Origin of the sequence: Rhodoferax saidenbachensis, assembly GCF_031457975.1 — a bacterium.
Lineage (GTDB): Bacteria > Pseudomonadota > Gammaproteobacteria > Burkholderiales > Burkholderiaceae_C > Allorhodoferax > Allorhodoferax saidenbachensis_A.
In genome coordinates this window covers 22,682-35,401 of record NZ_JAVDXO010000011.1, presented here as the reverse complement: position 1 = coordinate 35,401, position 12,720 = coordinate 22,682, and the positions used below count along the sequence as shown (strand labels likewise).

The 12,720-nt window shown below is 57.9% G+C and carries 14 protein-coding genes and 1 tRNA gene; 11 read left to right on the top strand and 4 right to left on the bottom strand.

Annotated features, from left to right (window positions below; translation table 11 throughout):
- Nucleotides 1-4: 4 nt before the first annotated feature.
- The 4 genes from hscA to J2X15_RS18595 all read left to right on the top strand — a co-directional run bounded on the left by hscA (nucleotide 5) and on the right by J2X15_RS18595 (nucleotide 3,056).
- Nucleotides 5-1,861 carry a Fe-S protein assembly chaperone HscA gene (hscA, locus tag J2X15_RS18610; protein ID WP_310345741.1) on the top strand — a complete coding sequence of 619 codons (1,857 nt, stop codon included), beginning with the start codon at nucleotides 5-7 and terminating at the stop codon, nucleotides 1,859-1,861.
- An 18-nt stretch (nucleotides 1,862-1,879) separates the two neighbouring features.
- Nucleotides 1,880-2,218 carry an ISC system 2Fe-2S type ferredoxin gene (gene fdx / locus J2X15_RS18605; protein ID WP_310345739.1) on the top strand — a complete coding sequence of 113 codons (339 nt, stop codon included), beginning with the start codon at nucleotides 1,880-1,882 and terminating at the stop codon, nucleotides 2,216-2,218.
- Between the two features lie 9 nt (nucleotides 2,219-2,227).
- Nucleotides 2,228-2,941: a DNA polymerase III subunit epsilon gene (dnaQ, locus tag J2X15_RS18600; protein WP_310345737.1), complete on the top strand. Its 714-nt coding sequence runs from the start codon at nucleotides 2,228-2,230 to the stop codon at nucleotides 2,939-2,941.
- A gap of 40 nt (nucleotides 2,942-2,981) precedes the next feature.
- Nucleotides 2,982-3,056 (top strand) — tRNA-Val (locus J2X15_RS18595).
- A gap of 74 nt (nucleotides 3,057-3,130) precedes the next feature.
- Here J2X15_RS18595 and J2X15_RS18590 read toward each other — a convergent pair.
- Nucleotides 3,131-3,814 (bottom strand): PilZ domain-containing protein, encoded by a 684-nt coding sequence (locus tag J2X15_RS18590; protein ID WP_310345735.1) that lies wholly within the window; start codon nucleotides 3,812-3,814, stop codon nucleotides 3,131-3,133.
- A gap of 148 nt (nucleotides 3,815-3,962) precedes the next feature.
- On the opposite strand from J2X15_RS18590, the gene J2X15_RS18585 reads away from it, so the two are divergent.
- Together J2X15_RS18585 and J2X15_RS18580 are read left to right on the top strand one after the other, a co-directional pair.
- Nucleotides 3,963-5,060, top strand: coding sequence for an NAD(P)/FAD-dependent oxidoreductase (locus tag J2X15_RS18585; protein WP_409034309.1), 1,098 nt, complete (start codon nucleotides 3,963-3,965; stop codon nucleotides 5,058-5,060).
- Nucleotides 5,061-5,085: 25 nt separating this feature from the next.
- Nucleotides 5,086-5,970, top strand: coding sequence for a DUF4394 domain-containing protein (locus J2X15_RS18580; protein ID WP_310345733.1), 885 nt, complete (start codon nucleotides 5,086-5,088; stop codon nucleotides 5,968-5,970).
- A gap of 43 nt (nucleotides 5,971-6,013) precedes the next feature.
- Here the strand turns inward: J2X15_RS18580 and J2X15_RS18575 are convergent, their stop codons facing one another.
- Nucleotides 6,014-7,102 carry a quinone-dependent dihydroorotate dehydrogenase gene (locus tag J2X15_RS18575; protein WP_310345731.1) on the bottom strand — a complete coding sequence of 363 codons (1,089 nt, stop codon included), beginning with the start codon at nucleotides 7,100-7,102 and terminating at the stop codon, nucleotides 6,014-6,016.
- Nucleotides 7,103-7,147: 45 nt separating this feature from the next.
- Between J2X15_RS18575 and rpiA the strand changes: the two genes are divergently transcribed.
- The gene (rpiA, locus tag J2X15_RS18570) at nucleotides 7,148-7,834 is read left to right on the top strand and encodes a ribose-5-phosphate isomerase RpiA (protein ID WP_310345728.1); all 687 of its coding nucleotides are present in this window, start codon (nucleotides 7,148-7,150) and stop codon (nucleotides 7,832-7,834) included.
- Here rpiA and J2X15_RS18565 read toward each other — a convergent pair.
- A complete protein-coding gene (locus tag J2X15_RS18565; protein ID WP_310345726.1) occupies nucleotides 7,831-8,460 on the bottom strand; it encodes a riboflavin synthase in 630 nt (209 codons plus the stop codon). The genes rpiA and J2X15_RS18565 overlap by 4 nt on opposite strands.
- Before the next feature lie 53 nt (nucleotides 8,461-8,513).
- Nucleotides 8,514-9,641 carry a bifunctional diaminohydroxyphosphoribosylaminopyrimidine deaminase/5-amino-6-(5-phosphoribosylamino)uracil reductase RibD gene (ribD, locus tag J2X15_RS18560; RefSeq protein ID WP_310345724.1) on the bottom strand — a complete coding sequence of 376 codons (1,128 nt, stop codon included), beginning with the start codon at nucleotides 9,639-9,641 and terminating at the stop codon, nucleotides 8,514-8,516.
- An 89-nt stretch (nucleotides 9,642-9,730) separates the two neighbouring features.
- On the opposite strand from ribD, the gene J2X15_RS18555 reads away from it, so the two are divergent.
- Genes J2X15_RS18555 through J2X15_RS18540 form a run of 4 tightly spaced genes read left to right on the top strand, consistent with a single transcriptional unit; the run spans nucleotide 9,731 to nucleotide 12,714 of the window.
- Nucleotides 9,731-10,366: a GspH/FimT family pseudopilin gene (locus J2X15_RS18555; RefSeq protein ID WP_310345721.1), complete on the top strand. Its 636-nt coding sequence runs from the start codon at nucleotides 9,731-9,733 to the stop codon at nucleotides 10,364-10,366.
- An 8-nt stretch (nucleotides 10,367-10,374) separates the two neighbouring features.
- Nucleotides 10,375-10,902: a type IV pilus modification protein PilV gene (gene pilV, locus J2X15_RS18550; protein WP_310345720.1), complete on the top strand. Its 528-nt coding sequence runs from the start codon at nucleotides 10,375-10,377 to the stop codon at nucleotides 10,900-10,902.
- Complete coding sequence (locus J2X15_RS18545) at nucleotides 10,899-12,113, top strand: PilW family protein (protein WP_310345717.1); 1,215 nt, start codon at nucleotides 10,899-10,901, stop codon at nucleotides 12,111-12,113. Before pilV ends, J2X15_RS18545 begins: the two co-directional genes overlap by 4 nt.
- 25 nt (nucleotides 12,114-12,138) lie before the next feature.
- On the top strand, nucleotides 12,139-12,714 hold the full coding sequence (locus J2X15_RS18540; RefSeq protein WP_310345715.1) for a pilus assembly PilX family protein: 576 nt from the start codon (nucleotides 12,139-12,141) through the stop codon (nucleotides 12,712-12,714).
- The last annotated feature ends 6 nt before the right edge of the window (nucleotides 12,715-12,720 follow it).

Sequence of the window (12,720 nt, the reverse complement as noted above, 5' to 3'; positions counted from 1 at the left end):
CGCCATGGCGCTTCTACAAATTTCTGAACCCGGGCAATCGCCCAACCCGCACGAGCGCCGTATTGCCGTGGGCATTGACCTGGGCACCACACATTCCTTGGTGGCGGCGGTGCGCAATGGCACGGCGGAATGCCTGCCGGATGCCGAGGGCCGGGTGATTTTGCCCAGCGTGGTGCGCTATGTGGATGCAGATCGCCGCCAAATCGGCTATGCAGCGTTGGAGCAGCAAATCAATGACCCTGGCAATACCATTGCCTCAGTCAAACGCCTGATGGGACGGGGCATGAAGGACATTGCCCACGCCAGCAAGCTGCCGTATGCGCTGCTGGAAACCCCAGGCATGGTCAAGGTGCGCACCATTGCGGGCGACAAGAGCCCCGTGGAAGTGAGCGGCGAGATTTTGGCCACGCTGCGCTTTCGCGCCGAAGATACCTTTAACGACGATATCTATGGCGCCGTGGTGACGGTGCCCGCCTACTTCGACGACGCGCAGCGCCAGGCCACCAAGGATGCGGCGCAACTGGCCGGCCTGAATGTGCTGCGGCTGATCAACGAACCTACCGCAGCGGCGATTGCCTATGGTTTGGACAATGCGTCCGAAGGTGTGTATGCCGTGTACGACTTGGGCGGTGGCACTTTTGATATTTCCATCCTGCGCCTGTCGGCCGGTGTGTTTGAGGTGCTGGCCACGGGTGGCGACTCTGCTTTGGGTGGTGATGACTATGACCGGGCCTTGGCCGACTGGTTGCTGGCCCAGGCCGGCCTGGAAGCCCATACGCCCGAAGACCAAGCGGTGCTGATGGCAGAGGCGCGCCGCTGCAAAGAGGCGTTGTCGGACGAAGACATCGTGACCGCGGAGGCAGACCTGTCCACTGGCGGGTTGGACCTGTCGCTGAACCGCGAGCAGTTTGAAGAGGCGACCGCTGCGCTGACCGCGCGGACCCTGCAGGCCGTGCGCAAGACGCTGCGGGATGCCAGCCTCGGCAAAGACGATATCCAGGGCATAGTGATGGTGGGCGGTTCGACCCGCATGCCGCAGGTGCGTCGCGCCGTGGCCGATTTCTTTGGTCAAACGCCTTTGACCAACCTGAACCCTGACGAGGTGGTGGCGCTGGGTGCTGCCATCCAGGCGAACCAACTGGCTGGTAATAACCCCACGGGTGATCTGCTGCTGCTGGACGTGATTCCTTTGTCCCTGGGAGTGGAGACCATGGGTGGTTTGGTTGAGCGCATCGTGCCGCGCAACCAAACTATTCCCACTGCCATGGCGCAGGATTTCACGACCTATAAGGACGGCCAAACGGCATTGGCTTTGCACGTAGTGCAGGGCGAGCGCGACCTGGTGGCCGACTGCCGCAGTTTGGCCCGTTTTGAGCTGCGTGGCATTCCGCCCATGGCGGCCGGTGCAGCGCGCATCCGCGTGACCTTCACGGTGGATGCCGATGGCTTGCTCAACGTTGCTGCCAAGGAGCAGGTGAGTGGGGTGGAGGCGCGCATTGATGTGAAGCCATCCTATGGCCTCTCTGACGACCAGATTGCGCAAATGCTGAAGGACAGTTTCACCACTGCCGAGGCCGACATGCGTGCACGTGCGTTGGTGGAAGCCCGGGTGGACGCCGACCGCCTGCTGCTGGCCACCCACAGTGCGCTGGCTGCTGACGGCGACTTGCTCAGTGCGCAAGAGCGCGCCGAGGTTGACACTGCGATGCACGCGCTGGACGCTGCCCGTGCCAGCGACGACGCGGCCTTCGTCGAAGCCCAATCCAAAGCCCTGGCCCAGGCCACCGAAGCCTTTGCGGCTATGCGCATGAACCGCGGCATCGCGCAGGCGCTGGCGGGCAAGAACATTGAATCCATCTGATTTTTTCCGGTAAGCACCATGCCCATTATCAAAATCCTGCCGCACCCGGAATACTGCCCTGCAGGCGCCGAGTTGACGGCCCCGGCCGGCACTTCCATTTGCGAAGCCTTGCTGGAAAACGGCATCAACATCGAACACGCCTGTGACATGAGCTGTGCCTGTACCACCTGCCACGTGGTGGTGCGTGAGGGCTTTGCATCGTTGAACGAACAAGAAGAAACGGAAGAGGATTTACTGGACCGGGCTTGGGGCCTGGAGCCCAACTCCCGCCTGAGCTGCCAGGCATTTTTGGCCCAAAAGGACCTGGTGGTGGAGATCCCCAAGTACTCGATCAACCACGCCAAAGAAAACCACTGAAGCATTGCCATGCGCCAAATTGTTCTGGACACTGAAACCACGGGCTTTTACGCCAACCATCCGGACAACCCGGATCGTATGGTGGAGATCGGGTGCGTGGAGCTGGTCAACCGCAAGCTCACGGGCAACAACCTGCATTTCTATGTAAATCCAGGGCGTGACAGTGACGAGGGCGCTTTGCGTGTGCACGGATTGACAACGCAATTCTTGAGCGACAAACCCCGCTTTGAAGAGATCGCGCAGCAATTGGTGGACTATGTCGCCGACGCAGACGAAGTGATCATCCACAATGCGCCTTTCGATTTGGCGTTCCTCGACATGGAACTGGCGCGTACCGGTCGCCTGCGTTTCAAGGAATACATTGGGAGCGTGCGGGACACCCTGGTGATGGCCAAGGAGATGTTCCCTGGCAAGCGCAACAGCCTGGATGCGCTGTGCGACCGCCTGGAGGTGGACAACTCCGGGCGCACGCTGCACGGCGCCTTGCTCGATGCCGAGCTGTTGGCCGATGTCTACATCAACATGACGCGCGGCCAAGACGCGCTGCTGATGGACACGGGCACACAAGAAACCAAGGGCATTGTGGTGGAGCGTGTGGATCTGCGCACGATCGAACTGCCCGTGCTGGGTGCCAATGCACAGGAAATGACTGCCCATGACGAGGTGCTGACCCAGTTGGACAAATCCAGCAATGGGAAAACGCTGTGGCGGCAAACTGCGTAAATTTTGTTATATAATTTGAGGCTTACCTGATAAGAATTCAGGGCGATTAGCTCAGGGGTAGAGCACTGCATTCACACTGCAGGGGTCGCAAGTTCGAAACTTGCATCGCCCACCACATTAAAAAGCCTAGCTCAACGAGCTAGGCTTTTTTGTTTTGTGCGTTCAACGCGGCGTTTGTCGCGTTGATGCTTAGGCGTTGGGCACTTGGGCCTGGGTCAGGTAGTGCAACACCAGCTTGTCGTTCTGGCTCAGGTTCTTGAACGCCAGCCCAACGAAAAACTGGTCTTGGCCTGCGGCACGGTTGTGGTGGCAAATGCTGCCCGTGAGCTGCAGGCGCACCGGGTTGTCTTCAAACTGCACATCCATACCCAGTTGCACCAGATCACCAATGCCACCTAGCGTAGCCGGGCTGCTGACCATGGCCCCGGCTGGGCTGATGTCCACCAGCATGAGGTCCAGCGCAGGCGTATCTTCCGCTACGCCTGCAGGCCGGGCCTGCGTGGGCCAGGAGACCTTGGTGCGCATGGACTGGCGTACCTTCTTGGCATCCACTTGCGCGGGATAGGCCAGCAGGGCATAGGCAAAAGGTTTCTCGAAGGTCTGCAGCACCTTGCTCAGAAACGAGAACTCGTACTGCCCGGTAAATCCGCGCACCACGCACACCTCGCCTTCTTCCAGTCCGGTTTGCGTGGCATCAGACCCTGGTGGGCCAACCATCACGCCCTTGCCTTCGATGGCGCCGAAAAACTGAGCCTCTTTTTTGCTGGCACCTTCCACTAGTCGACGTGTTTGCAGCGCCATGCCGGAGCGCAGGCCCATGGACTTCAGAGGGATGCGCAGAATAGTGTCACCAGCAGGTTCAGGTGTGTCCATGGTCGATAGTGCGGTTGGATGGAAGTGGCAATGCGTCTGTGTCAGTTCTTGCACATCGCTTCCATAAGATACTACACGGCCCGCACCGCGCGGGCGTGGACGAAAGAGCTACAACGGCGAACGAAAACGACGCAACCTGAGGAAGCACATGACAGAACACGTTGACTGTGTGGTGATTGGTGCCGGAGTGGTGGGGCTGGCCGTGGCGCGCACGCTGGCGCTGGCCGGGCGTGATGTGTTGGTGCTGGAGGCCTGTGACGCGTTTGGCACGCAAACCAGTGCGCGCAACAGCGAGGTGATCCACGCCGGCATTTACTACCCCGCTGGTTCGCTCAAGGCGCAGTTGTGTGTGCGTGGCAAGCAGCTGCTGTACGACTACTGCGCCGAACGCAGCCTGCCACACCAACGCTGCGGCAAATTCATTGTGGCCACCGACACAGCCCAGGTAGCGCAACTCCAGGTCATCCAGGCCAAGGCCGCTGCCAATGGGGTGACCGATTTGGTGTTGCTGGATGCGGCACAAGCGCGCACGGCCGAGCCACAGCTGCAGTGTCTGGCGGCCTTGCATTCGCCGTCCACCGGCATTGTGGATAGCCACGCCTTCATGCTGTCGTTGTTGGGGGATTTGGAGCGTGCGGGCGGTGTCTTGGCGCTGAATTCGCCTCTGGCCCTCGCAGATATTGCGCAAGGTGCTATTGATTTGGTAGCGGAGGATGGTACCCGTTTGCGTGCCAATACCGTGGTGAATGCTGCCGGCGTACTGGCCCCGGCCCTGGCAGCCAGCTTTGCGGGGCTGGATGCACGTCACGTACCGCAGGCCCACTTTGCCAAGGGCAACTACTTCACGCTGGCGGGGCGCAGCCCCTTCTCGCGCTTGATTTATCCGGTGCCCGAGGCGGCGGGTTTGGGCGTGCATTTGACCATTGATTTGGGTGGCCAGGCGCGCTTCGGTCCCGATGTGCAGTGGGTGGACGATCCGCAGGACCTGGAAGTGGACCCCGCGCGCGGCGATGCGTTTTACGCCGAGGTGCGCAAATACTGGCCGGCCTTGCCCGACGGCGCACTGTTACCGGCCTATGCCGGCATACGCTCCAAGATCCACGGCCCCGGCACGCCAGCCTCAGACTTTGTGATCCAGGGCCCGGCGGTGCATGGGGTGCCGGGGTTGGTGAATTTGTTTGGGATTGAGTCGCCGGGCTTGACCAGTGCGCTGGCAATCGCCGAATATGTGCAGGGGCTTGTATGAGGAATCGGATGACCCGGTTTTTTCCATGTCTGAGGAGGTCGCTGTGATGAAGTTCAACGCATCGAATGTGTATGGGGTGGGGGCGGTTCTGGCCCTGGCGGTGCTGGCGGGCTGCGCCAGCGTGCCGGAAGGCCAGGGGGCCGCGCACAAGGAAACGCTGCATGTGCTGACCCAGAAAATGGAGCTGCTGACCATCAACGTGGGACAGCCGGACAAGGTGCTGCAGCGCACCTTGGTGACGGGGGCGCTCACGGGTGAGACCTTGGTGGGTATGGACTACCGTGTATCCAAAGGCATGCTGTTTGCGCTAAGCAGTGCAGGGCGCCTGTACACGCTGGATGTGCCTACGGGCGTGCTCACCGTAGTGGGCAGCGTGGCGGGCGTGGCCTTGCAGGGCAGCAGCTTTGGTGTGGATTTCAACCCGGTGGCGGATCGGGTGCGTGTGGTCAGTGCCAGTGGCCAGAACCTGCGTTTGCACCCCGACACCGGCGCCCTCGTGGCGACCGACACCCCTTTGAGCTACGCGCCTGGCGACCCGCAGGCAGGCCAGCAGCCCGAAGTGGTGGCCGCCGGCTACACCTACAACAAGAAAGACGACAAGCTCACCACCAACTACGCCATCGACCGCCGTGCCGGCATGTTGGTGACGCAGGGCTCTGTGGAGGGCGTGCAGCCCGTGGTGTCGCCCAACACCGGGCAGCTGCGCACAGTGGGGCCGCTGGGTACCGGCCCTTTGCTGGATGCGTCGTTGGATATTGCAGATGTCTCGGGCATTGCCTTCGCCGCGGTGCGCAGCACCAGCCATCCCACCACCAAGCTCTACACCGTTGACCTCAGCAGCGGCAAAGCCACACTGGTGGGCACGTTGGCTGACGGGGCGCCGATTTTAGGGCTGGCCGTCGAACCCTGATTTGCTATGAATTTAGGAGCTGTTAGCGCAATATTGACGAGGACTATCGACTCTTTTTGTTTATGGCCTTGATGGCCAGCGCTGCATCCCGCACCAGTTGGGGGCCGCTGTAGATCAGCCCGGTGTAGATCTGCACCACATCCGCACCCGCCTGGATTTTGCTCACCGCATCGGCCGCGCTCATGATGCCGCCCACGCCAATGATGGGGAAGTCGCGGCCCAGTGCGGTGCGCAGTTGGGCAATCACGGCATTGCTTTTTTCCAGCACGGGCGCGCCCGACAGGCCACCGGTTTCTTCGGCATGGGGCATGCCTTTCACCGCCTCGCGTGACAGCGTGGTGTTGGTGCCAATCACACCCCAGGCGTTGTTGACCTGGCCGTGGCTGTCGGTGCCGTAGCGCTTGAGCGTGGCGGCAATCACCGCTACCTGGTCGGCCTCCAGATCGGGGGCGATTTTCAGGAAGATGGGTTTGCGTTGGCCGTGCTTTTGGGCCAACTGCTCGCGGCGCTCAGCGATGGCGCCTAGCAGCGCGTCCAGCGCCTCATCGCTCTGCAGGCTGCGCAGGTTCTTGGTGTTGGGGCTGGAGATGTTGACGGTGATGTAGTCCGCATGCGGGTACACGCCGTCCAGGCAGATCAGGTAGTCGTCAGTGGCTTTTTCAATCGGGGTGGCGGCGTTCTTGCCGATGTTCAGGCCCAGCAGCAGCGACGGGTTTTTGCTCTGGCGCAGGGCGGAGCGTTGCACGTTGGCAATGAAGGCGTCCAGCCCGCCGTTGTTGAAGCCCAGGCGGTTGATGAGTGCATGGGCCGCGGGCAGGCGGAACATGCGTGGCTTGGGGTTGCCAGGCTGGGCCAGTGGGGTGACGGTGCCCACTTCCACAAAACCAAAGCCCATGGCGCCCAGGCCGTCGATGCAGCGGGCGTTCTTGTCCAGGCCGGCGGCCATGCCCACGCGGTTGGGAAACTTCAGCCCCGCCAGGGTGATAGGGTCGTCCACCCGGCTGTTGCAGTAGGCCAGCTTGAGCGGGTTGCCCTGGGTGGCGGCCAGCCCGGCCATGGTGATGTCGTGGGCGACTTCGGGGTCCAGATTGAACAAAACGCTGCGGGCGAGGGCGTAGGGCACCAGAGACATCGGATAATTCCTGCTTTCAGATTTCAACTTCTTCGATTGTCCCCCATGAGCACACCCGCACTCTCCCAAGACGAACTCAAAACCCTGGTGGGCCAGGCCGCGCTGCAGTATGTGGTGCCCGGCGAGATTGTGGGCGTGGGCACCGGCTCCACGGTCAACAAGTTCATCGACGCGCTGGCCACCATCAAGGACCAGATCAAGGGCGCCGTATCCAGCTCCGTGGCCAGCACCGAGCGCCTGCAGGCCTTGGGCATCAAAGTATTCGACAGCAACGAGGTGGACAAGCTCTCGGTTTATATCGACGGCGCGGACGAGATCGACGGCGCTGGAAATATGGTCAAGGGCGGCGGCGCAGCACTGACCCGTGAAAAGATTGTGGCAGCACAAAGCGCCAAGTTTGTTTGCATTGCCGACGAGTCCAAACTGGTCAAGACACTAGGCGCCTTCCCGCTGCCCGTGGAGGTCATCCCCATGGCCACGCAGCGCGTGATCGCCCAGTTTGCTGCCAAGGGCGGCGTGGGCAAGGTGCGCCAGAAGGACGGCAAGCCGCTGGTAACTGACAACGGCCAATGGATTGTGGACGTGACCGGCCTGCAGATCGTCGACCCGCTGGCATTTGAGTCCGAGGTGAGCCAATGGCCCGGCGTGGTGACGGTGGGCGTGTTTGCGTTCCAGCGCGCGCAGGTGTGCCTGCTAGGTACCGCTAGTGGCGTGAAGACGCTGACGTTTTAAGCCTGGGCGGCAGGCGCCGTCATCATGCGCTCCACATAGCGCGCGATCAGGTCAATCTCCAGGTTCACTTTTTTGCCCACGGCCAGCGTGTGCAGCGCCGTGTTTTCTACCGTGTGGGGAATCAGGTTGATGCTGACCTCGCAGCCACCCGCCACATCGGCAATGCGGTTCACCGTCAGGCTCACGCCGTTGATGGTGATGGAGCCCTTGTAGGCCAAGTACTTGCCCAGCGCCACGGGCGCCAGAACGCGCAATTCCCAGCTTTCACCCACCTGGGCAAAGTGGCTCACCGTGCCCATGCCATCCACATGGCCCGACACCAGGTGGCCACCCAGGCGATCATGCGCGCGCAGGGCTTTTTCGAGGTTGATGGGCCCCAGCGTATCCAGCCCAGCGGTCTTGTCCAGCGATTCGGCGGAGATGTCGATAGTGAACTGTTTTTGGGCCACATCGAAGGTGGTGACTGTCATGCAGGCGCCGTTGAGCGCAATGCTGTCACCCAAGCCCACATCGTCCAGGTAGCCAATGGGCGTCTGGATAGTGAGGCGTTTGCCATGGGTTGCTGATTCGCCCAGAGCCTGGACGGCGGAAATGCGGCCTACGCCGGTGATGATGCCTGTGAACATGGCTGCATTTTCGCAGGGAAAGGGCAGGGCGCAGGCCCCCGCATGGCAAAGCCCTAGAAGTTGTCGCGTCCCTGTACGCGTGCGACGATGCGCAGATCGGGCCCCACCATGTCGGTGGACTTGAAATCCAGCGCCACGCCTTGGGCCAACTCGGGCAGTGGGCCGATGTTGAACATGCCGGCGCCCTGGCCCAGCAGCTTGGGCGCCAGGTAGACCACAAACTCGTCCACCAGCCCTTCGCGCACCAGCGAACCATTGAGTTTGAAGCCGGCTTCCACGTGCAGTTCATTGATCTCTCGTTGGCCCAGGTCCGTAAGCATGGCGGTCAGATCCACCTTACCGGTGGGTTGGCCTTGCGCGTTGTATCCGGGCAGATAAATTACCTTGGCACCCAGTGCTTCCAGTGCCGCTTGCCTGGCATCACTTCGGATTGCCGCGTAGATGAATACCGTGCGACCAGCTATGAAAAAAGGAGCGTTTAGCGGCGTTTGCAAGTCACTGTCCACCACTACCAGGTGCGGTTGGCGTGATGTCTCAACCAGACGCACATCCAGCCGCGGCTTGTCCGCCAGCACGGTACCTATACCGGTCAAGATGGCGCATGAGCGTGCACGCCATGTGTGCCCATCCGCGCGCGCCTCAGGGGAAGTAATCCACTGGCTGGCGCCATTGTTGAGCGCTGTAGTTCCATCCAAAGAGGCTGCAACCTTCATGCGCACCCAGGGCGTCTTGCGGATCATGCGGCTGAAGAAGCCAATGTTGAGTTCGCGGGAGGCAATAGCCATCGGATCGGTGGGGTCGAGAACTTCAACCTCAACCCCCGCAGCTCGCAGCCGCGCAAAGCCTTGGCCGGCCACCAGCGGGTTGGGATCCAAGTTGGTGGCAACGACTTTTTTGATGCCAGCCGCAATCAACGCATCACAGCAGGGGCCGGTGCGGCCATGGTGGGAGCAGGGTTCCAAGGTGACGTAGGCTGTAGCACCCACTACGGAATTCCCCTTGCCCGCCGCATCGCGCAGGGCCATGATTTCGGCGTGAGGACCTCCGGCGCGTTGGGTGTGGCCTTGGCCTAGTTTGGAAGACTCGGGTGTTCCGATGGCGCAGCCAACACTGGGATTCGGAGGGGGAGCGAAGCGGTTACTCGTTGCCAGTTCCACCGCCAAGTTCATGAATGTGTTCATCTGTTACATCGCCTGCCGTCAGGGCACTTTGCATGACCGCCCATCAGATTCGCGATTGGCTGGTAGATTGAAAACTCTATCATCGCACCATGAATGAGCGGACCAATCTACCAACACAACTACGTCTTCTAAAACGGAGGAATGGCTCATCTTGGGGAATTCAAGGTCTTCAAGGTCTATCCCTCATTGAAACTATGGTGGTGGTAACGATCGTTGCTGTATTGGCATCTTTGGCTGCACCTTCTATGGCCAACTTGATGCAGAAGAATCGATTGTCCGCTGCATCTTCTGCACTCCAGATGTCTTTGAATCTGGCGCGGTCAGAAGCGGTGAAGCGCGGTACGGATGCCCGTGTGACAGTCGCTGCCAATACCACCGCTGGCAGTTGGAACAAGGGATGGACTGTTTTCGTTGATGGGACCACGAATGCGAATGCTGGTATTGCGCCAACAGCAGACAGCGCTAGTTCATGCGCGAGTAATTGTGTCACTCGGCTGGAGATTGTTGCACCCCCGTCTGCAACTGTAGGGTTTAGTCAAACAGGTTCGCTCAACTATTTCACCTACAACGGGCAAGGTCGTTTAATTACATCTACTGGTGCCGCCGCGAATAGATCATTCTGGTTTTTTGAGGCCAACAGCGATTTATATTGCGTGATTATTAATAATACTGGTCGAGTGCGCAGTTCCCGTGTTGGGAACACACAAAGCTGTGCTGTGGATTAAGGTGGAAAATGAACGTAGTAACAAAATTGAGAGCAGGCTCATACCATTTGGCAAGCAGGGGATTACACCAGATGGGGTTTAGCTTGATTGAGGTATTGGTGACGATACTGATATTGTGCTTCGGCTTGTTGGGTGTGGCTGGGTTGCTTGTAGGTGGAGTATCCAATGCCGCAGATTCTGAGTCTCTGGCTAAAGCGAATCAGCTTGCTGCTGATATGGCTGATCGAATCCGGGCCAATCCTGTGGTAGCTCTTTCTGCGACAAGCGAATATCTCCTTAGTTATAGCGACACAGTTCCTTCGAGTCCTACAACCATTGCTGCAAAAGATAAAAAAGAATGGATGCAAGCCCTCGCCGCACAACTGCCTCAAGGTAAAGGGCGTATATACAATACCGTGGGTGGCGGACAGCGAAAGGTTAATATCGAAGTTCGTTGGTCAAAATGCATGGGTACTATTAATGATGCGGACCAAACGGCATGTCGTGACGATTCGACAACTGCATTTCGTACTATTAATTTTGAGTTGCAATTATGAGTAACTTAAAACTAAGAGTGCGGAACGACCAATTTGGCGTTACCCTTATTGAGTTGATGATTTCCATTGCACTTGGGTTAGGTGTGTTGCTTGCGATGTCGGCAGTATATGTTGCTGCAAAACAATCATTTCGTTTCCAAGAAACAGCCGGGCGCCTGCAAGAGGATGCAACATTTGCATTGGAGAGTATCTCTAAAGATCTACGGATGGCGGGATTCGCAGGCTGTCGGGGGGTGGATGGGTTAATTGTCAGTAGTGTTTTAACTTATTACCCTCAACTGTCTCTGTCTTCCGCCTCTCCTGATGGGATAAATGGCCCAAATCCAATGGCGACTGTATTCCCGTCTGAGGCTATGGTGACAATGCAGCCTCTGTCGCCCTCTAATTTCCTTAGAGGGTTTGATGGCAGTACTTTCCCTACAACAATGTTTGCACTCGCTGCACAACCTATAACGGTCGGTGCGGACAGTTTGTTTTTCTCAAGTGGAGGGGCAAACGCCGTTTCATTAACCAGTGCTCAAACTTTTTCTGATGAGGTATTGACAATCGGTTCAGATCCCTTTGGTTGGCACAATGCTACAGCTAATGGTGGTGTGTACACCATGATAGTTTCTGACTGCGCCAAATCTAGTATTTTTGCTGCAAAAACCGCCGCTAGTGGGCTTCAAATTAGCCATGCTGCAGCACTTGGAAATACAGCTGATACATTTCCATCCAATGCAATGTACGGCACTGATGCATTGGTAATGCCGGTGGAATGGAGCTTTTACTATATTGCCACTCGCTCAGGGGCAGATACTCCCAGTCTCTACCGTGTAACTTTTGATGGCAACGCACGCAAAAATGCTGAAGAGCTTGTTGCCAACGTTGAGGGAATGAGAATTCACTATGGTGAAAATTTAAATGGCGTCGATAGTGCTACCTCATCTTCATGTATTTTGTCCTCAGGTGGGGCAACATGTGTTGCAACTCTTCAAGCAGATGTGTGGCGTACAAGTGCGGCCTCTGTCACTAATTGGTCTCGTGTAGTTGCGGTACGGATTGGTCTCATGATGGTGAGTGATGACAGCCGTGCCAACATTGACGTTACTCCAGCATCTCCCACTTTGCTGGGGCTTTCATACACTTTGCCTACGGGGGCGCTTTCCACTAGGTTGCGCAAAGAGTTTTCTACAACGGTCGTGCTAAGAAACCGCGTTGCGCCTAGATAGTGAAACTCCAATGCTAAAAAAATCCATGCAACTTACCATCGTTTTTCGTAAAAAACAGCAGGGAATGACTTTGTTGATTGGGCTTGTTTTCTTATTGATGCTGATGGTAATTAGTACTATAGGTTTTCGTAATACTACTATGTCTGAGCGCATGACTGGGAATACAGTTGATCGAAATATCTCTTTTCAATCTGCAGAGAATGCTGGCAAGGAAGCCTTGGTGAAGGTTGAAAATTCGTTTGCGGCAGTTACTCCCACTCCTTTAAGTGCGATAGGCACAGGTTACTACAGTGCTCCATTGACCAACGGGGGAACTACGACTTTTTGGAATAAAGGTGATGGTGCCACAGTATCCGTTGCCAATTGCGCTACCACTACTCCTTTCAGTTGGACTAGTTGCTCTGCTACTGTGGCAAATAAATACGACTTCAGTAGCACTCAAATCGCAAATAAGGCGCAATTTGTTATTGAATTTATATCCTCGGTTTCTGATGGAACCTCTACACAGTGGACCTACAGAATTACTTCGCGTAGTACTGGTGGTTCAGGGAATGCCGATGTTGTCCTGCAGACAATGTATGTGCGTACTACGACTCCATGATCTTTG